A 17,238-nucleotide genomic window follows, 5' to 3' on the forward strand; every position below is an offset into this window, starting at 1 on the left:
GCCTCGCCCGGCCTCGCGGTGTTCCTCTTCGTGACCTCGGCGTGGGTCGTGTCGCTCTGCCTGCACGAGTACGCGCACGCCCGGACGGCCCTGTACGGCGGGGACGTCACGGTGGGCGCGAAGGGCTATCTGACCCTGAATCCGCTCGCGTACACGCACGCCGTGCTGAGCATCGTCCTGCCGGTGCTGTTCGTGATCATGGGCGGGATCGGTCTGCCGGGCGGCGCGGTCTTCATCGAGCAGGGCCGGATCAGTGGCCGCTGGAAGCACAGCCTGATCTCGGCGGCGGGCCCCCTGGCCAATGTGCTCTTCGCGCTCGTCTGCACGGCGCCGTTCTGGCTGGGCGCGCTCGACGGCGTGCCGCCCGCCTTCCGGTTCGCGCTGGCGTTCCTGGCGTTCCTCCAGGTGACGGCCGCGCTCCTGAACCTCCTGCCGGTGCCGGGGCTCGACGGTTACGGCGTGGTGGAGCCCTGGCTGTCGTACAAGGTGAAGCGGCAGATCGAGCCGTACGCGCCGTACGGCTTCTTCATCGTGATCGCGCTGCTGTTCGTGCCGGCGGTCAACGGCGCCTTCTTCGACGCGATCGACGCGCTGATGCGGGCTCTCGGGGTGCCGGAGGCGAGCCGGTACTGCGGTTCGCAGCTGTTCCGGTTCTGGGAGGAGTCCCCGGAGTTCTGCCGGATCTAGCGGGTCCGGCGGGTCTAGCGGGTCTGGGACTCCGCGGCCGCCGCGGCCTTCTCGGCCTTCGCGCGGCGGAGGTAGTACCAGGCCATGTTGGAGGAGAGGCCGGCGAGGAGCACCCAGACGACGCCGAGGAAGCTGCCCTGGACGAAGGAGACGACGGCCGCGGTGACGGCCAGGGCGCAGACCACGAGGGCGTAGAGGGCGAGGCGGGGCATGGGTCGGCTCCTGTCGGGCGGGTACGGCTGATGGTGCCCGTCCAGTGTCCCCCATGCCCCGAAGGGTCCGGTCTCCGGCTCAGACGTCGGTGACCCGCAGCCCCGCGTGGGCCTTGTAGCGGCGGTTGACGGAGATCAGGTTGGCGACGAGCGACTCGACCTGGTGGGCGTTGCGCAGCCGTCCGGCGAAGACGCCGCGCATGCCGGCGATGCGGCCGGCGAGGGCTTGGACGATCTCGACGTCGGCGCGCTCCTCGCCGAGGACCATGACGTCCGTGTCGATCTCCTCGATGGAGGTGTCCTTGAGGAGGACGGCGGAGAGGTGGTGGAAGGCGGCGGCGACCCGGGAGTCCGGGAGAAGCGCGGCGGCCTGCTCGGCGGCGGAGCCCTCCTCGGGCTTGAGGGCGTAGGCGCCCTTCTTGTCGAAGCCGAGCGGGTTGACGCAGTCCACGACGAGCTTGCCGCGGAGCTCCTCGCGCAGCGACTCCAGGGTCTTGGCGTGGCCGTCCCACGGGACGGCGACGATGACGACGTCGCTGCGGCGGGCGGTCTCGGCGTTGTCGGCGCCCTCGATGCCGTGGCCGATCTCCGCAGCCACGTCCTGCGCGCGCTCGGCGGCGCGGGAGCCGATGATCACCTTCTGGCCGGCCTTGGCGAGCCGGTAGGCGAGGCCGCGGCCCTGGTCGCCGGTGCCGCCGAGGACGCCGACGACGAGACCGGAGACGTCGGGGAGGTCCCACGGGTCCTTGGGGGCGGGCTTGCTGTCAGTCGTAGTCATGCCCCCGACATTACCGACCGGTCGGGTCCGTGGGGCCTCTCCCGTACGGGTGGAAGTGCCGCGACCGGGCCGCGCGCGGGGTCCGGCTGGGGCAGGATGCGGACCCATGGATGCCGTACGGGTCGCGTTGCTGCGGGAAGTGCTCGCCGGGACGGAGTGGCCGACGGCGGCCCGCCGGTTCGCGGGCGCGCTCCGGTCGTCGGTCGTGCCGCACCGGGGCGGCCTGCTCCTGGTGGGCACGGAGGAGTACGAGCCGTGGCACCTGGCGGCGCACCTGGTCGACGAGTCCGCCTGGTCGGGGCTGCCGGAGCTGGTGCCGACGCTGGTGCGACACCGGGTGCGGCCGGGTGCGCCGGCACACCTGGCGGTCGGTCTGGGGCGCCTGGAGGCGGCGGGGCGCGGGGCGACGCTGCTGATGGTGGCGCCGGGGCGGCCGGACGCGGGGGTGCTCCAGCGGGTGCACGACGCGCGGCGGGCGGGGGCGACGGTGCTGTCGCTGGACGGGGGCGACGAGGAGGTCCGGGGGCTCGCGCACGAGGCGCTGACGGTGGCGGAGGGGGCGGGGGTGGACCTGGACACGGTGCAGCACCTGGTGAGCGCGGCGGCCGGGGAGAACAGCCTGCCGTCGCCGCGTGGCGGCCGCCGCTTCCGGGACCGGCTCTCGGCCCTCGCGGACCGGCTGACGGCCCCACCGCCGACCCGCTGGTAGGCCCCGCCCCGGCCCCGTACCCCCGTGATCGGTCGGCGGGCCCGTCGGCCGCACGCCGGGGGCCCTCGCCCGTGCTCCGTAATTCGGTTGTACCCGCCGCCCGGCGGACGGAGCATGGCGTCTCGTGTCCTCCCCCCTCGGCAAGCTCACCGCCCTGCTGCCCGACCTGGCGCCGTGGCGTTCGTCCCCCGACTTCCGGCTCCTGTGGGTACAGGGGCTCGTCACGTACTTCGGCAGCGCCACGGCGATGATCGCCCTGCCGTTGCAGATCAAGGAGCTGACGGGTTCGCCGCTGGCGGTCGGCGCGATGGGCGCGGTCGAGCTGGTGCCGCTGGTGGTGTTCGGCCTGTACGGCGGGGCGCTCGCGGACGCGGTCGACCGGCGGAAGGTGATCCTCTGGACGGAGGCGGGGCTCGGGCTGGTCGCCCTGCTCCTGCTGCTCAACGCGCTGTTCCCGGAGCCGATGCTCTGGCCGCTGTACGTGGTGGCGGCCGGTGTGTCGGCGCTGGCGGGGCTCCAGCGTCCGGCGCTCGACTCGCTGCTCGCCCGGATCGTGCCGCACGAGCAGCAGACGGCGGCGGCCGCGCTGAACTCGCTGCGCTGGCAGATCGGCTCGATCGCGGGCCCGGCGGTCGCGGGTCTGGTGGTGGCGTACGCGGGTCACGCGCCCGCGTACGGGGTGACGGTCGCCTGCTTCACGGTCTCGGTCCTGATGTGCCGCCGGCTCTCGCCCGCGCCGGCCGCGCACGACGCGGAGAAGCCCTCGTTGCGGGGCATCGCGGAGGGCGCGCGGTACGCCTGGTCGCGGCCGGTGCTGCTCGGCACGTACGTGGTCGACCTGGCGGCGATGCTCTTCGCCTTCCCGAACACGATCTTCCCGTTCCTCGCGGACGAGCTGGACGCGGACTGGTCGCTCGGTCTGATGTACGCGGCGGGTTCGGTCGGCTCGCTGGTCCTCGGTCTGACCAGCGGCTGGACCTCGCGGGTGCGGCGGCACGGGCTGCTCGTGGCCGGGGGCGCGGCCGGCTGGGGTCTGGCGATCGCGGCGGCCGGCTGGTTCGGGAACGTCTGGCTGGTGCTGCTGTGCCTGGGTCTCGCGGGCGCGGGCGACATGCTGAGCGGGCTCGGCCGCGCCACGATCTGGAACCAGACGATCCCGGAGGAGCTGCGCGGCCGGCTCGCGGGCATCGAGGTGCTCTCCTACAGCGTGGGCCCGCAGCTGGGCCAGGTCCGGGCGGGCGCGATGGCCGGCTGGACCGGCACCCGGGCGGCCGTCTGGACGGGTGGCGTGGCGTGCGTGGCCTCGGTGGGGCTGCTCTGTCTGGCGCTGCCGAAGCTCCTCGCGTACGACTCCGCGACGGACGAGGACTCGCTGCGCCGGAAGGCCCAGCGGGAGGGTGTCCGCGGGGAGGCGGCCGGGACCGTCTGACGGGTCCCGGCCGCCTCCGCGGGGGTGTTACCCGTCCTCCGGGCGGTCCTTCCCGGCGGCGTCGTGCCAGCGGGGGTCGGTCTCCCACTCCAGGTTCCGGTCGCGGGCGGTCTCCATGGCGTGGGAGGCCTCCTCACGGCTGGCGTACGGGCCGAAGCGGTTCTTCGCCGGGCACTCGGGGCCCTCCTCGACCTTCTTGTGTTCCAGGCAGTAGTACCACTCGCCCGGTTTGCCCGTGGTGCGCTTCTTGAACAGGGCCATCGTCTTCGGCTCCTTCCTTCGGGACCATGCTGCCCCAGACCCGGTCGTTAGACTCGCTGGCATGTCTGGCCAGTCGCTTCTCGTACCGGGGGAGCTCTCCCCCCATCGCTCCGTTCCGGGTTCCATCCGCCGCCCCGAGTACGTCGGGAAGCCCGCACCGGCCCCGTACACCGGGCCCGAGGTGCAGGATTCCGACACCATCGAACGGATGCGGATCGCCGGCCGCATCGCCGCGCAGGCGATGGAGGAGGCCGCCAAGCACATCGCCCCGGGTGTCACCACCGACGAGCTCGACCGGGTCGCGCACGAGTACATGTGCGACCACGGCGCCTACCCGTCCACGCTGGGCTACCGCGGCTTCCCGAAGTCGCTGTGCGCCTCGATCAACGAGGTCATCTGCCACGGGATCCCGGACTCCACCGTCCTGCGGGACGGCGACATCGTGAACCTGGACGTCACCGCGTACATCAACGGCGTCCACGGCGACAACAACGCCACGTACCTGTGCGGCGACGTCGACGAGGAGTCGCGGCTGCTCGTGGAGCGCACCCGGGAGTCCCTCAACCGGGCGATCAAGGCGGTGAAGCCGGGCCGTCAGATCAACATCATCGGGCGGGTCATCGAGTCGTACGCCAAGCGCTTCGGCTACGGGGTCGTGCGCGACTTCACCGGGCACGGCATCAACTCGTCGTTCCACTCCGGCCTGATCGTCCCGCACTACGACTCGCCCCACCACACCACCGAGATCAAGACCGGCATGACGTTCACGATCGAGCCGATGCTGACGCTCGGGACCCACGACTACGACATGTGGGACGACGGCTGGACCGTGGTGACCAAGGACCGGAAGCGGACCGCGCAGTTCGAGCACACGCTCGTGGTGACGGAGAGCGGAGCCGAGATCCTCACGTTGCCCTGAGCTCCCGAACGGGTAGCGTTTTTACCGACAGGACGTCGGGAACCATTGACTTAGGCAAGCCTAACCAGGCAGGCTCGTCAGTGGTCCCGTCCCATCGGTCTCGGAGGCACGCCTTGGACACGCCCTTCTCCACGTTGATCCGTACGGCTTCCCACGAGCGGCACGTGGAGGCGGAGACGTCGTCCTTCATGGGCGACCTGCTGGGCGGACGACTGGCCGTCGACGCGTACGCGCGCTACACCGAGCAGCTCTGGTTCGTGTACCGGGCCCTGGAGGGGGGCGCGGAGGCGCTCCGCGAGGACCCGGTCGCCGGGCCCTTCATACGGCCCGAGCTGTTCCGCACGGCCGCCCTGGAGCGGGACCTCGCCCATCTGCGCGGCCCCGGCTGGCGCGCGGGCGCCTCCCCGCTGCCCGCCACCGCCGCGTACGCCGCGCGGGTCGCCGAGTGCGCCCGCGACTGGCCCGCCGGCTACGTGGCCCACCACTACACGCGCTACCTGGGCGACCTGTCGGGCGGTCAGATCATCCGCGACCGGGCGGAGCGGACCTGGGGCTTCGACCGCAAGGGAGACGGCGTCCGCTTCTACGTCTTCGAGGAGATCCCCAACCCGGCGGCCTTCAAGCGGGGGTACCGGGAGCTGCTCGACGGGGTGGACGCCGACGACCTGGAGAAGCAGCGGATCGTCGACGAGTGCAAGCGCGCCTTCGACTTCAACACCGCGGTCTTCCGCGAGCTGGGCGGGGAGTACCCCCTCAGCGCGTGAGCGTGCCCTCCAGGCGGACCCGGCCGCCCAGTTCCACGATGCCGTCGGGGCCGGGGGCGGTGAGGAGCTGGGAGCCGCGGCCCTGCGTGATGTTCAGGGCCCGGCCCAGTTCCGCCGTGAGGAGCAGAGCGGCCGCGCCGGTCGCCTCGTCCTCGTCGATGCCGTCCCCGCGCCCCGGGAAGCCGCGCGCCCGGATCCGGCCGGCGGCCTCCTCCTCCCAGGCCCAGGCGTAGATCCACTCCCCCGGCTCGGGCACCTCCAGGGCGTCGACCTCGGCGACGGAGCCGTACCGGCGCAGGGTGCGGGGCGGCGCCCACTCGGCGCGCGCCTCGATCCAGGTGAACTCCCCGTCGCCGCGCACCCACACCTCTCCGGCCGGCGGGTGGACGACCTCCAGGTCGAGGAGCCAGGCGGCGCCGACGAGCGGGTGTCCGGCGAACGGCAGCCGCAGGCCCGGGGTGTAGATGTCGACGATCCCGCGCTCCGGGTCGTCCACGAACACCGTCTCGCTGAAGCCGAGCTCCTTGGCGAGCGCCTGCCGGGAGGACTCGTCGGGATGGGTACGGGCGTCCCGCACGACCCCGAGGCGGTTGCCGTGCCGGCCGTCGCCCGCACAGAAGACCCGGAGGACGTCGATGTCAGTGGCGGTCGTGTTCATGGCGGAATTCAACCATCCGACGCGCGCCGGCAGGGCCGTACGACCGCTTCCCCACCGCCCTACCCGGGCGTAACCGGAACCGGGACAATCCACCCTGCTTGACCTTCCCTTGACCAAGCCATGAGGGGGCCATGGAGACCCCGTGACCCCGCTGTGTCCGGTAAGCCCGACCTGAGAGCTGAATCACTGGACGCGTGGGTAGTGCTGAGGTAAGCCTCGGTTAAGTTAGGTCCGCCTCAGTCCCTCCCCGCGTCCCTGGAGTCCCCTATGCGAGCCGTCCGTCTCTCCGTCGTCACCGCCGCCGCGACCGCGGCCGCTCTGACCGCCGTCACGGGCTGCGCCGAGAAAAGCGACTCCAAGGCGGGCGACGACGCGATCACCGTCGTCGCCAAGGACGACTCCTGCGAGGTCTCCAAGAAGGAGTTCCCGGCCGGGCACGTGAAGCTGGCCGTCGAGAACCGCGGCTCCAAGGTCACCGAGGTCTACGTCCTCTTCCCGGACGACCGGATCGTCACCGAGCGCGAGAACATCGGCCCCGGCACCAAGGCCACCATCACCGCCGAGATCAAGGCCGGCGACTACGCCATCGCCTGCAAGCCCGGCATGAAGGGCGACGGCATCCGCCAGCAGGTCAAGGCCACCGGCGGCAAGGCCGCCGCCAAGCGCTCCCCCGAGATGGACGCCGCCGTCGCCGCCTACCGCCAGTACGTCCAGGCGCAGGCCGACGAGACCCTTCCCAAGGTCAAGGTCTTCACCGACGCCGTCCGCGCCGGTGACGTCGAGGCCGCGAAGAAGGCCTACGCCGAGTCCCGCATCGGCTGGGAGCGCACCGAGCCGGTCGCCGAGTCCTTCGGCGACATCGACCCCAAGGTCGACGTCCGCGAGGACGGCCTGGAGGACGGCCAGGACCCGGCGAAGGACTGGACCGGCTGGCACCGCCTGGAGAAGGCGCTCTGGCAGGACAAGAAGATCGGCGACCGCGAGAAGCAGCTCGCCGACCTCCTCGACAAAGACCTCGCGGACTGGCAGAAGCGGGTCGGCAAGGCCGAGATCACCCCGACCTCCATGGCCAACGGCGCCAAGGAGCTCCTGGACGAGGTCGCCACCGGCAAGGTCACCGGCGAGGAGGAGCGCTACTCCCACACCGACCTCGTCGACTTCAAGGCGAACGTCGAGGGCGCGCAGAAGTCCTTCGAACTGCTCAAGCCGGTCGCCTCGAAGAACGACCCGAAGCTCGTCGCCGAACTCGACAAGCAGTTCGCCGCGCTGAACACGCTGCTCGACAAGTACCGCACGGACAAGAGCGGCTACGTCTTCACCTCGTACGACAAGGTCGGCAAGGCCGAGCGCAAGGAGCTCTCGGACGGCGTCAACGCCCTGGCGGAGCCGCTCTCCAAGCTCGCCGCCGCGGTCGTGAAGTAACAGGGGGACCACCGTGACCGACGAGACCACCACCACGGAGCAGGCCGCCGCGGAGCAGACCGCCGCGCCCTCCCGTCGCAAGGTCATCGGCTGGGGCGGTGCCGGGCTCGCGCTCGGTGCCGCCGCGGCCGGCGGCGCCGCCCTGCTGACCCGCGACGGCGACACCACCGTCCCGGTCGCCGAGAGCGGCGGGGCCGTCCCCTTCCACGGCCCGCACCAGGCCGGCATCGCCACCGCCGTGCAGGACCGGCTGCACTTCGCCTCCTTCGACGTGAAGACGAAGGACCGCGACGAGCTGATCCAGCTCCTCAAGGACTGGACGCGGGCCGCCGAGCGCATGACGGCCGGCGCCGAGGTCGGCGAGGGCGCCTACGGCGGCCTGCCGGAGGCCCCGCCGGACGACACGGGCGAGGCCCTGGGCCTCAAGCCCTCCCGCCTCACCCTCACGATCGGCTTCGGCCCCTCGCTCTTCGACGGGCGCTTCGGGCTGAAGGACAAGCGGCCCGGGGCCCTGGTCGACCTGCCCAAGTTCCCGGGAGACAACCTGGATCCGGCGCGCAGCGGCGGCGACATCTGCGTGCAGGCCTGCGCGGACGACCCGCAGGTCGCCGTGCACGCCATCCGCAACCTCGCCCGGATCGGCTTCGGCAAGGTCGCGGTGCGCTGGTCGCAGCTGGGCTTCGGCAAGACGTCCTCGACGACCCCGGAGGCCCAGACCCCGCGCAACCTCTTCGGCTTCAAGGACGGCACCCGCAACATCGCGGGCACCGACACCGAGCGGCTCGCGAAGCACGTGTGGGTGTCGGGCAAGGACGCCGAGGGCGCCGCGGCCTGGATGGACGGCGGTTCGTACCTCGTCGCCCGCCGCATCCGCATGAACGTCGAGACCTGGGACCGCACCCCGCTCGCCGAGCAGGAGGACATCTTCGGCCGCGACAAGCGCGAGGGTGCCCCGGTCGGCAAGGCCAAGGAGCACGACGAGCCGTTCCTGAAGGCGATGAAGCCGGACTCGCACGTGCGGCTCGCCCACCCGGACAGCAACAACGGGGCGACGATCCTGCGCCGCGGCTACTCCTTCACCGACGGCACGGACGGCCTCGGCCGTCTGGAGGCGGGCCTGTTCTTCCTGGCGTACCAGAAGGACGTCCGCACCGGCTTCATCCCGGTGCAGAGCTCGCTGGCCAAGTCCGACGTGCTCAACGAGTACATCCAGCACGTGGGTTCGGCGCTCTTCGCCGTCCCGCCGGGCGTCCGCGACAAGGACGACTGGTGGGGCCGGGCGCTGTTCGCGTAACCGAGGAGGAGAACCGACGTGTTCGGAAACTATCTGATCGGGCTGCGCGAGGGCCTGGAGGCCAGTCTGGTCGTCTGCATCCTCATCGCGTACCTGGTGAAGACCGGGCGCCGGGACGCGCTGAAGCCGATCTGGATCGGCATCGGCGTGGCCGTCGGCGTCGCCCTGGCCTTCGGCGCCGGGCTGGAGTTCGGCTCCCAGGAGCTGACCTTCGAGGCACAGGAGGCGCTCGGCGGCTCGCTGTCGGTCCTCGCCGTGGGTCTGGTGACCTGGATGGTCTTCTGGATGCGCCGGACGGCCCGGCACCTCAGGGCGGAACTGCACGGCAAGCTCGACGCGGCCCTGCAGATGGGGACCGGCGCGCTGGTCGCCACCGCCTTCCTGGCGGTCGGCCGTGAGGGCCTGGAGACGGCGCTCTTCGTGTGGGCCTCGGTGCGGGCGTCCTCGGACGGCTCGTACGCACCGCTGGCCGGCGTCGTCCTGGGCCTGCTCACGGCCGTCTTCCTCGGCTGGCTGTTCTACCGGGGCGCGCTGAAGATCAACCTGGCGAAGTTCTTCACCTGGACCGGCGGGATGCTGGTCGTGGTGGCGGCGGGCGTGCTCGCGTACGGCGTGCACGACCTCCAGGAGGCCCGCTTCCTCGGCGGCCTCGCGGACAAGGCCTTCGACATCTCGGCGACGATCCCGCCGGACAGCTGGTACGGCACGCTCCTCAAGGGCGTCTTCAACTTCCAGCCGGATCCGACGGTGCTTCAGGTCACGGTGTGGGCGCTGTATCTGATCCCGACTCTCGCGCTGTTCCTGGCCCCGATAGGGTCGGGTCCGTCCGTGCGGGTGAAGAAGCAGAAGGCGACCGATGAGAAGGCTGAGGCTGAGGCGAGCGCCGAGACGACCGCTTGAGCGGCTGTCGTCCCTGGTGGACGGCCGACCGGCGAGGTTCCTCGCGGCGACGGCGGCGGCGACCGTCCTGTCGCTGACGGCGAGCGGCTGCGTGACCGTGCACGGCGAACTGGCGCTGCTGCCGCCGGCGACGCGGGCCGAGGCGGCGCAGGCCCTCGCGGACTTCACGACCGCCTACAACAAGGCCGACAAGGCCTATGACCCGGCCCTGGACGCGGGCCGGGTCACCGGTCCGCTCGGGGAGGTCAACCAGGCGGGTCTGCGCGCCCGGTCGATCAACACCCCGGGCGGCAACCCGGACCACAAGCCCCTCGCGCTGACCGACGCGCGGTTCGTGCTGCCCCGGAAGGCGGGCTGGCCGCGCTGGTTCATGGCGGACACCGCCTCCAACCGGGCCTCCGGCGACCAGCGCTGGCTCCTGGTCTTCGTGCGCAACGGGCCCGAGCAGCTGTGGGAGGTCGCCTATCTGACGATCCTCTCCCGGGCCGACATGCCCGAGTTCGCCGAGGAGGAGGGGTACGCGGTGCCGGTCGCCGCGGACACCGACGCGCTCGCGGTCGCGCCCCGGGACCTCGGCAAGGAGTACGTCGCGTACCTCAAGGACGGGCAGCCGGGCCCGTTCGCGCCGGGCACCCACACCACGGAGTGGCGGGCGCAGCGGCAGAAGGCCGCCAAGCGGCCGGGCATGGCCACCCAGTACATCGACCGGGTCACGGACCAGGGGGACTTCGCGCCGCTCGGGCTGCGGACCCGGGACGGCGGCGCCCTCGTCTTCTTCGCGACGCGGTACTTCGAGCGGCAGACGGCCGCGAAGGGCTACCGGCCGAAGGTCGGCCCCGACACCAAGGCGCTGCTGACCGGCGAGATCAAGAACACGGTCACCCGGGAGTGGGTGTCGAGCCAGGCGGTCCTGGTGAAGCCGGCGGGCACGGACCGGGACGGGGTCACGGTCGCGAGCCGGCTCCAGGGCGTGGTGGGCGCGGAGGGCTCGTAGGGCTCACAGGGCTCGCGGGAGGGGCTCGCAGGGCCTGACGCGGGGGCAGGCCCTCGCCTCCGCCCGCGGGCGGGGCTCAACGCGTCAGCGGCCAGGCGATCTCGTGGGCCGTGTGCTCCCCGTTCCCGTCCGCCTCGCGCTCGGCCGCGTGGCGGGCGCAGGCGTCCTGGAGGGCCTCCAGGAGGTTCAGCGGGTCCGGCAGCGGGTGCTCGGGGCCGCGGATCCAGGCGACCACCGGGTGGGCGTCCTCGTCCCCGGGGAGCCGGGCCGGCGGTACCAGGACGTAGCTGCCGCGGCAGTGCCAGCGCAGCCCCGGGTGCTCGTCCATCGTCTCGGGGTGGCAGTCCAGCTCGCACGGCCACCACTCGTCCTCGTCCTCGGGGGTGCCGCGGGTGGCGGTGAAGAAGAGCATCCGCCCGCCGACCGTGTCGACGTCGGCGGACTCGGCGACGGGGCCGACCTCGACTCCCTCGGCGAGGAGGCGCTCCAGGGCGGCGCGTCCGGCGGCCAGCGGCACGTCGAGGACGTCGTGGACCATGCCGGTGGCGGTGACGAAGTTCGCCTCGGGCTCGTTGCGGGCCCAGCGCTCGATCTGGGCGCGGTCGGTGGTCGACTGCGTCTGCCAGGCGAAGGAGACGGGGTGCCGGGCGGGGGTGGGACAGCCGATCCGCTCACAGGAACAGCTGTAGCCCACGGGGTACGCGGCGGGGGCCAGGGGCAGCCCGGCGGCGACGGTGGCCAGGAGCAGCTTCTCGCGGTCGTTCTCGTCGTCGGCCGCGCTGCGTTTGGGGCGCCTGCGCAGCCACTGTGTGAGTCTGCTCTCCGTGCCGCGGTAGCGGCCGATGCCGTCGCCCATCTATCCCCTCACACCTCATGCTCGCCCGTTCGGCTCTGCCCATGGTCCCACCATCCTGCGCCCCGGGTGACCGGAGTGCGGAAGCGGGGTTGCTCACAGGTGTCGGGATCGGGGCTCGGGCGCGGCTCAGGAGCGGGGGGCGAGACCGCGCAGGACGAGGTCGACGAGGGTGTCGGCGTAGGCGTGGGTGAGCGGCAGGGTGCGGTGGATCCAGCGGTGGTGGAGCGGTCCGACGAGGAGTTCGACGGCGACGCGGGGGTCCGCGCCGGGGTCGACGTCGCCCTTGGCCTGGGCCGCTTCGATGCGGCGGACGTAGTACCGGAGCTGGGGTTCGAGCAGGGCCTCGGTGAAGCGGGCGCCGAGCTCGGGGTCGACGATCCCCTCGGCGGCGAGGGCGCGGGTGGGGCCGTCGAAGGCGGGGTCGGTCATCTCGTCGACGGTGGCGCGCAGCACGTGCTTGAGGTCGGCGGCGAGGTCCCCGGTGTCGGGGATCTCACTGCGGGCGTCCTCGCCGAGGGCCTCGCCGGCCCGGGCGGCGAGGTCGAGGTAGGCGTCGAGGAGGACGGCCGCCTTGGAGGGCCACCAGCGGTAGATGGTCTGCTTGCCGACGCCGGCGCGGGCGGCGATGCCCTCGACGGTGGTCTTCGCGTAGCCGGTCTCGGTGACGAGGGCGAGGGCGGCGTCGAAGATCGCGCGGCGGGAACGCTCGCTGCGGCGGGAGGCGTCGGGGGCGGTCCTGGCGGGTCGGGTCTCGGACATGGCGTCCAATCTAGCAGCCGACGAGACGCAGCGTCTCGCCACCGGCGCGGCCCCCGAACCACCCGAACGGTCCACAGCGCGGAGCCCGCCGAGAGCGGACCATGGGGTCCACCGATCACCGGCCGTTCCGGCCGCCCGTCCGTGAGGAGCCTTCATTGCGCCCCACTCCGCGCACGTCCTCGCCCCGCCGTTACCTGATGTGCCCACCCACGCACTTCGCGGTGACGTACTCCATCAACCCCTGGATGGACCCCACGAAACCGGTCGACCTGCCGCTCGCCCTCGCCCAGTGGGAGGACCTGCGCGACCGCTACCGCTCGCTCGGCCACACCGTGGAGCTCCTGGAGCCCGACCCGGCGCTGCCGGACATGGTCTTCGCGGCGAACGGCGCGACGGTCGTCGAGGGCCGGGTCCTCGGCGCGAGGTTCGCCCACCCGGAGCGGGCCCGCGAGGCCGACGCCCATGTGTCCTGGTTCCGCAGGAACGGTTGGGCGGACGACGCCGTGCGCGTCCCGGAGCACGTGAACGAGGGCGAGGGCGACTTCGCCGTCACCGCCTCCTGGATCCTCGCCGGCCGCGGCTTCCGCTCCAGCCCGCTCTCCCACGACGAGGCGCAGGAGTTCTTCGGCCGCCCGGTGATCGGCCTGGAGCTGGTGGACCCGCGCTACTACCACCTGGACACGGCGCTGTGCGTCCTGGACGACGCCCGGGACGAGGTCATGTACTACCCGGACGCCTTCTCCCCCGGCAGCCGCGCGGTGCTCGCCCGGCTCTTCCCGGACGCCCTGATCGCGACCGACCGGGACGCGGCGGCCCTCGGGCTCAACGCGGTGAGCGACGGCCGGCACGTCCTGCTCCCGCAGGCCGCGGTGGGCCTCTTCGACCCCCTCCGCGCCCGGGGCTTCGAACCGATCGGCATGGACCTGGGCGAACTCCTCAAGGGCGGCGGCAGCGTGAAGTGCTGCACCCAGGAGCTGCGGCCCTAGGAGGTCTCCTCCGGCGGCCAGGAGTCGCCCCACTCCGCGTCACGGGCCTGCTTGTACAGAGGCCCGTGACGCTTGGTGACCGTCGCGCGGCCGAGGCCCCCGGGCCCGCACAGTTCGAGCAGGACCTGCCCCTTGCGGATCTGCGGCCTGCGCGTGATGCGGGAGGCCGCGGGAGCCACCGGGAAACGCACGGCCGCCACGTACGCGTACTTCTCGTCCTCGTACGGCAGCGACCCGCCCTTCACCTTCCGGTGCAGCGAGGAGCGGCTCACCCGGGCGGAGAAGTGGCACCAGTCCGTGCCGGGCACGATCGGGCAGGCCCCGCCGTGCGGGCAGGGCGCGGCGACGGTGAAGCCGGCGTCGATCAGCAGGGTGCGGGCCGCAATGATCCGCTCGTAGCCGTCGGGGGTGCCGGGCTCGACGATCACCACGGCCCGCGCGGCGCGGGCCGCCTCGGTGACGAGCGCCGCCCGGTCGGCCTCGGTCAGCTCCTTGAGGACGTATGAGACGGTGACGAGGTCCGTGTCGGCGAGGCTCAGGGCGGAGCCGATCCGCTCGCGCCGCCACTCCGCGTCCAGGACGCCCTCGGCCAGCTCGCGGCCGAGCGCGAGGGCGGGCTCCGCCCAGTCGAGCACGGTGGTGCGCGGCGGCCCCTCCGCCCAGGCCTCGGCGACGGCCCAGCTCGCCGCGCCCGTACCGCCGCCGACGTCGGTGTGGGTGCGCGGCGCCCAGTCGGGCGCGGCCTCCCGGAGGGCGTCGAGGGTGCCCCGTACCGCCTCGAAGGTCGCCGGCATGCGGTACGCGGCGTACGCGGCGACGTCGGAGCGGTCGCGCAGCACGGGGGCGTCCGTCGGGGTGGTGCCCCGGTAGTTGGCGATCAGCCGCTCGACGGCCTGCGCGGCCCGGTTGGGCGGCAGCCCGTCGAGGAGCCCGGCGAGGGCGGCGCGCAGGGAGTCGGCGGAGGGAGCTGAGGCGTTCACCGAGACAGTCTAGGCGGGCTCGCCGGCCCGGGGTTCCGCGCTGCGCCAGGGGCGGCAGAGGCCCAGGAAGCAGGCGAGGGCCAGGACGGCGCAGCCGAGCTGGACGACCGCCATGGGGACTGCGGTGCGCTCGCCCGCGATGCCGACGAGCGGGGAGGCGACGGCGCCGATGAGGAAGGAGGAGGTGCCGAGGAGGGCGGAGGCGGATCCGGCGGCGTGCGGGGTGCGCATCAGGGCCTGGGCGTTGGTGTTGGGCATGGCCAGTCCCATCGCGGACATCAGGACGAAGAGTCCGGCGGCGACGGGCACGAGCCCGGTCTCGCCGAAGACGCCGGTGGTCATGAGGGTGAGGGCGAGACCGGCGAGCAGGATGATGCCGAGGCCCCAGGCGAGCGCCTTGTCGAGGCTGACGCGGCCGACGAGGAGCTTGCCGTTGATCTGGCCGACGGCGACGAGCCCGACGGAGTTGAGGCCGAAGAGCAGGCCGAAGGTCTGCGGCGAGGCGCCGTAGAGGTCCTGCACCACGAACGGGGAGGCGCTGATGTACGCGAAGAGGACGGCGTAGACGAGGCCGCCGGTGAGCACGTAGCCGGTGAAGACCCGGTCGGCGAGGAGCCCCCGCATGGTGCGCAGGGCCTGTCCGACGCCGCCCTCCCGCCGCCGCTCGGGGGGCAGGGTCTCGTGGAGGAAGCGCTGGACGAGGAGGGTGAGCAGGACGCCGACGACGGTGAGGACGTGGAAGACGCCCCGCCAGTCGGTGACGCGGAGGATCTGGCCGCCGACGAGGGGGGCGATGATCGGGGCGGCGCCGGAGATCAGCATCAGGGTGGAGAAGAAGCGGGCCATCTCCACGCCGTCGTAGAGGTCGCGGACGACGGCGCGGGCGATGACGACGCCGGCGGCGCCCGCCAGGCCCTGGAGCAGCCGGAAGCCGATGAGCAGTTCGGCGCTGGGCGCGACGGCGCAGACGACGGTGGCGAGGACGTACACGGTCATGCCGGTGAGCAGCGGGCGCCGGCGTCCCCACTTGTCGCTCATGGGGCCGACGACGAGCTGGCCGAGGGCCATGCCGGCGAGGAAGGCGGTGAGGGTGAGCTGGACGCGGGCGGCGGGGGCCCGCAGCGCGCCGGTGACCTCCGGGAGCGCCGGGAGGTACAGGTCCATGGAGAGCGGGGCGAGGGCGGTGAGTCCGCCCAGGACGAGGGTGACGAGGAGTCCCGCCCGCCGGGCGGCGGTGACGACCGGGGCGGTTTCGGTTATGTGTCCCTGTGTTGTTTTCTGGCCGCTCTCCGGCATCGACTGCTCCATTTCGTTGAATCCTTGCTTATGCTCTCAGCTCGACCGGGACGGTCGAGACCTATGGGGTGGGGATGGAAGCGAACAGGACGGTGCGCTGGGGGATCCTGGCGACGGGCGGCATAGCGGAGCGGTTCACCACGGACCTGCTGACGCTCGACGGCGCGGAGGTCGTCGCGGTGGCGTCGCGCACGGAGGCGTCGGCGAAGGCCTTCGCGGACCGGTTCGGGATTCCGCGGGCGTACGGGGAGTGGGCCGGGCTCTTCGCCGACGAGGACGTCGACGTGGTGTACGTGGCGACTCCGCATCACGTGCACCGGATGGCGGCCGGCCTCGCCCTGGAGGCGGGAAAGCCGGTGCTCTGCGAGAAGGCTCTCACGCTCAACGCCCGCGAGGCGGAGGAACTCGTCACGCTCTCCCGGGACCGCGGCCTCTTCCTGATGGAGGCCATGTGGATGTACTGCAACCCGCTGGTCCGTCGGCTCGCCGAGCTCGTGCGCGACGGCGCGATCGGCGAGGTCCGCACCGTCCAGGCCGACTTCGGGCTGCCGGGCCCCTTCGACGCCGGCCACCGGCTGCGGGACCCGGCGGTGGGCGGCGGGGCGCTGCTCGACCTGGGGGTGTACCCGGTGTCGTTCGCGCAGCTGCTGCTCGGCGAGCCGTCCGCGGTCCACGCGCACGCGCGGATCTCGCCGGAGGGCGTCGACCTGAACACGGGCATGCTGCTGGGCTGGGACTCGGGCGCCTCGGCCCTGCTGTCCTGCTCGCTGGAGGCGGACACGCCGCTGACGGCCTCGGTGACGGGCACGGAGGGCCGGATCGACGTCCCGCGCGGCTTCTTCTTCCCCGAGCGGTTCACGCTGCTGCGGAACGGCGCGGAGCCGGAGGAGTACGTGAACGAGGACGACCCGCACTCCTTCCGTCACGAGGCGGCGGAGGTCATCCGCTGCCTGCGCGCCGGCGAGACGGAGTCACCGCTCGTCCCCCTGGACGGCTCGCTCGCGGTGATGCGGACGCTCGACGCGGTACGGGACCGCATCGGCGTCCGCTATCCCTCCGAACTCGCGGCTACGCGGGCGTGAGGCCCGGGTCGCCCGCCTCGGTGACGTAGGAGGCGGCGGTGGTGACGGGGGCGCCCGGCCGGGTCACGTACGGGACCGTGCGGAAGTCGGCACGGGCGCTCTCCTCGCCGAACTCGACGGTCACTTGACTTCCGCTCCTCCAGCTAAAGCAGGAGGATTCCTGCCGCGGCCGGTCGGCCGCCTCGGCGGGTTCCTGCTTCTTCGCGCTGCGCCGGGACGAGTCCCGGTCTTACCTGCGCTCCACAGGCTGTC

At 72.6% G+C, this 17,238-nt stretch carries 19 protein-coding genes and 1 pseudogene; 11 read left to right on the plus strand and 9 right to left on the minus strand.

All coding sequences use genetic code 11. The features are described 5' to 3' along the window. Window positions 1-687, plus strand: a 687-nt coding sequence (locus K7G60_RS35570) for a site-2 protease family protein (protein ID WP_225805094.1), incomplete at its 5' end; no start/stop codon positions are given. Between the two features lie 14 nt (window positions 688-701). Here the strand turns inward: K7G60_RS35570 and K7G60_RS35575 are convergent. Both K7G60_RS35575 and npdG read right to left on the minus strand, forming a co-directional pair. After that, window positions 702-899 (minus strand): hypothetical protein, encoded by a 198-nt coding sequence (locus tag K7G60_RS35575; protein ID WP_225805095.1) that lies wholly within the window; start codon window positions 897-899, stop codon window positions 702-704. A 79-nt stretch (window positions 900-978) separates the two neighbouring features. Next, entirely contained in the window at window positions 979-1,677 is a 699-nt protein-coding gene (gene npdG, locus K7G60_RS35580) for an NADPH-dependent F420 reductase (protein WP_225805096.1), read from the minus strand. 106 nt (window positions 1,678-1,783) lie between these two features. Between npdG and K7G60_RS35585 the strand changes: the two genes are divergently transcribed. Further along, window positions 1,784-2,386, plus strand: a complete 603-nt coding sequence (locus tag K7G60_RS35585; RefSeq protein WP_225805097.1) for a hypothetical protein — start codon at window positions 1,784-1,786, stop codon at window positions 2,384-2,386. Window positions 2,387-2,510: 124 nt separating this feature from the next. Continuing rightward, complete coding sequence (locus K7G60_RS35590; RefSeq protein WP_225805098.1) at window positions 2,511-3,815, plus strand: MFS transporter; 1,305 nt, start codon at window positions 2,511-2,513, stop codon at window positions 3,813-3,815. 27 nt (window positions 3,816-3,842) lie between these two features. On the opposite strand, the gene K7G60_RS35595 is transcribed toward K7G60_RS35590, so the two are convergent. Continuing rightward, window positions 3,843-4,076: a hypothetical protein gene (locus tag K7G60_RS35595; protein ID WP_225805099.1), complete on the minus strand. Its 234-nt coding sequence runs from the start codon at window positions 4,074-4,076 to the stop codon at window positions 3,843-3,845. 61 nt (window positions 4,077-4,137) lie between these two features. Between K7G60_RS35595 and map the strand changes: the two genes are divergently transcribed. Together map and K7G60_RS35605 are read left to right on the plus strand one after the other, a co-directional pair. Then, on the plus strand, window positions 4,138-4,995 hold the full coding sequence (gene map / locus K7G60_RS35600; protein ID WP_225805100.1) for a type I methionyl aminopeptidase: 858 nt from the start codon (window positions 4,138-4,140) through the stop codon (window positions 4,993-4,995). A gap of 113 nt (window positions 4,996-5,108) precedes the next feature. After that, the gene (locus tag K7G60_RS35605; protein WP_225805101.1) at window positions 5,109-5,759 is read left to right on the plus strand and encodes a heme oxygenase (biliverdin-producing); all 651 of its coding nucleotides are present in this window, start codon (window positions 5,109-5,111) and stop codon (window positions 5,757-5,759) included. Here the strand turns inward: K7G60_RS35605 and K7G60_RS35610 are convergent. Further along, on the minus strand, window positions 5,749-6,417 hold the full coding sequence (locus K7G60_RS35610) for a PhzF family phenazine biosynthesis protein (protein WP_225805102.1): 669 nt from the start codon (window positions 6,415-6,417) through the stop codon (window positions 5,749-5,751). The two genes, K7G60_RS35605 and K7G60_RS35610, sit on opposite strands and share 11 nt — an antisense overlap. Window positions 6,418-6,684: 267 nt before the next feature. On the opposite strand from K7G60_RS35610, the gene efeO reads away from it, so the two are divergent. From efeO to K7G60_RS35630, 4 genes are read left to right on the plus strand one after another with little or no spacing between them, the layout of a single operon-like run. Beyond that, window positions 6,685-7,839, plus strand: a complete 1,155-nt coding sequence (efeO, locus tag K7G60_RS35615) for an iron uptake system protein EfeO (RefSeq protein WP_225805103.1) — start codon at window positions 6,685-6,687, stop codon at window positions 7,837-7,839. A gap of 13 nt (window positions 7,840-7,852) precedes the next feature. Then, window positions 7,853-9,133: an iron uptake transporter deferrochelatase/peroxidase subunit gene (efeB, locus tag K7G60_RS35620; protein ID WP_225805104.1), complete on the plus strand. Its 1,281-nt coding sequence runs from the start codon at window positions 7,853-7,855 to the stop codon at window positions 9,131-9,133. 18 nt (window positions 9,134-9,151) lie between these two features. Then, window positions 9,152-10,033 carry an iron uptake transporter permease EfeU gene (gene efeU, locus K7G60_RS35625; RefSeq protein ID WP_225805105.1) on the plus strand — a complete coding sequence of 294 codons (882 nt, stop codon included), beginning with the start codon at window positions 9,152-9,154 and terminating at the stop codon, window positions 10,031-10,033. After that, a complete protein-coding gene (locus K7G60_RS35630) occupies window positions 9,990-11,027 on the plus strand; it encodes a hypothetical protein (RefSeq protein WP_225805106.1) in 1,038 nt (345 codons plus the stop codon). Before efeU ends, K7G60_RS35630 begins: the two co-directional genes overlap by 44 nt. 76 nt (window positions 11,028-11,103) lie before the next feature. Here K7G60_RS35630 and K7G60_RS35635 read toward each other — a convergent pair whose 3' ends face one another. Together K7G60_RS35635 and K7G60_RS35640 are read right to left on the minus strand one after the other, a co-directional pair. Continuing rightward, window positions 11,104-11,883, minus strand: coding sequence for a bifunctional DNA primase/polymerase (locus K7G60_RS35635; RefSeq protein WP_225805107.1), 780 nt, complete (start codon window positions 11,881-11,883; stop codon window positions 11,104-11,106). A 126-nt stretch (window positions 11,884-12,009) separates the two neighbouring features. Continuing rightward, the gene (locus K7G60_RS35640) at window positions 12,010-12,642 is read right to left on the minus strand and encodes a TetR/AcrR family transcriptional regulator (RefSeq protein WP_225805108.1); all 633 of its coding nucleotides are present in this window, start codon (window positions 12,640-12,642) and stop codon (window positions 12,010-12,012) included. 155 nt (window positions 12,643-12,797) lie between these two features. On the opposite strand from K7G60_RS35640, the gene ddaH reads away from it, so the two are divergent. Next, complete coding sequence (gene ddaH, locus K7G60_RS35645; protein ID WP_374115734.1) at window positions 12,798-13,628, plus strand: dimethylargininase; 831 nt, start codon at window positions 12,798-12,800, stop codon at window positions 13,626-13,628. Here the strand turns inward: ddaH and K7G60_RS35650 are convergent. Both K7G60_RS35650 and K7G60_RS35655 read right to left on the minus strand, forming a co-directional pair. Beyond that, window positions 13,625-14,608 carry a small ribosomal subunit Rsm22 family protein gene (locus K7G60_RS35650; protein WP_225805109.1) on the minus strand — a complete coding sequence of 328 codons (984 nt, stop codon included), beginning with the start codon at window positions 14,606-14,608 and terminating at the stop codon, window positions 13,625-13,627. The genes ddaH and K7G60_RS35650 overlap by 4 nt on opposite strands. A gap of 9 nt (window positions 14,609-14,617) precedes the next feature. Next, the gene (locus K7G60_RS35655; protein WP_225805112.1) at window positions 14,618-15,904 is read right to left on the minus strand and encodes a Bcr/CflA family multidrug efflux MFS transporter; all 1,287 of its coding nucleotides are present in this window, start codon (window positions 15,902-15,904) and stop codon (window positions 14,618-14,620) included. Between the two features lie 74 nt (window positions 15,905-15,978). On the opposite strand from K7G60_RS35655, the gene K7G60_RS35660 reads away from it, so the two are divergent. Next, the gene (locus K7G60_RS35660; protein ID WP_225805110.1) at window positions 15,979-16,986 is read left to right on the plus strand and encodes a Gfo/Idh/MocA family protein; all 1,008 of its coding nucleotides are present in this window, start codon (window positions 15,979-15,981) and stop codon (window positions 16,984-16,986) included. On the opposite strand, the pseudogene K7G60_RS35665 reads toward K7G60_RS35660, so the two are convergent. Continuing rightward, window positions 16,973-17,110, minus strand: a pseudogene (locus K7G60_RS35665) (hypothetical protein); the annotation flags it as partial. The gene K7G60_RS35660 and the pseudogene K7G60_RS35665 sit on opposite strands and share 14 nt — an antisense overlap. Between the last annotated feature and the right edge of the window lie 128 nt (window positions 17,111-17,238).

The organism is Streptomyces sp. NK15101 (genome assembly GCF_020400725.1).
Taxonomy (GTDB): domain Bacteria; phylum Actinomycetota; class Actinomycetes; order Streptomycetales; family Streptomycetaceae; genus Streptomyces.

Coding starts and splice junctions, on each gene's coding strand:
- efeO (WP_225805103.1), top strand. CDS start 6,685: ATGCGAGCCGTCCGTCTCTCCGTCGTCACCGCCGCCGCGACCGCGGCC.
- npdG (WP_225805096.1), bottom strand. CDS start 1,677: ATGACTACGACTGACAGCAAGCCCGCCCCCAAGGACCCGTGGGACCTC.
- K7G60_RS35655 (WP_225805112.1), bottom strand. CDS start 15,904: ATGCCGGAGAGCGGCCAGAAAACAACACAGGGACACATAACCGAAACC.
- map (WP_225805100.1), top strand. CDS start 4,138: ATGTCTGGCCAGTCGCTTCTCGTACCGGGGGAGCTCTCCCCCCATCGC.
- K7G60_RS35610 (WP_225805102.1), bottom strand. CDS start 6,417: ATGAACACGACCGCCACTGACATCGACGTCCTCCGGGTCTTCTGTGCG.
- K7G60_RS35630 (WP_225805106.1), top strand. CDS start 9,990: ATGAGAAGGCTGAGGCTGAGGCGAGCGCCGAGACGACCGCTTGAGCGG.
- K7G60_RS35575 (WP_225805095.1), bottom strand. CDS start 899: ATGCCCCGCCTCGCCCTCTACGCCCTCGTGGTCTGCGCCCTGGCCGTC.
- K7G60_RS35635 (WP_225805107.1), bottom strand. CDS start 11,883: ATGGGCGACGGCATCGGCCGCTACCGCGGCACGGAGAGCAGACTCACA.
- K7G60_RS35660 (WP_225805110.1), top strand. CDS start 15,979: ATGGAAGCGAACAGGACGGTGCGCTGGGGGATCCTGGCGACGGGCGGC.
- K7G60_RS35595 (WP_225805099.1), bottom strand. CDS start 4,076: ATGGCCCTGTTCAAGAAGCGCACCACGGGCAAACCGGGCGAGTGGTAC.
- K7G60_RS35640 (WP_225805108.1), bottom strand. CDS start 12,642: ATGTCCGAGACCCGACCCGCCAGGACCGCCCCCGACGCCTCCCGCCGC.
- K7G60_RS35585 (WP_225805097.1), top strand. CDS start 1,784: ATGGATGCCGTACGGGTCGCGTTGCTGCGGGAAGTGCTCGCCGGGACG.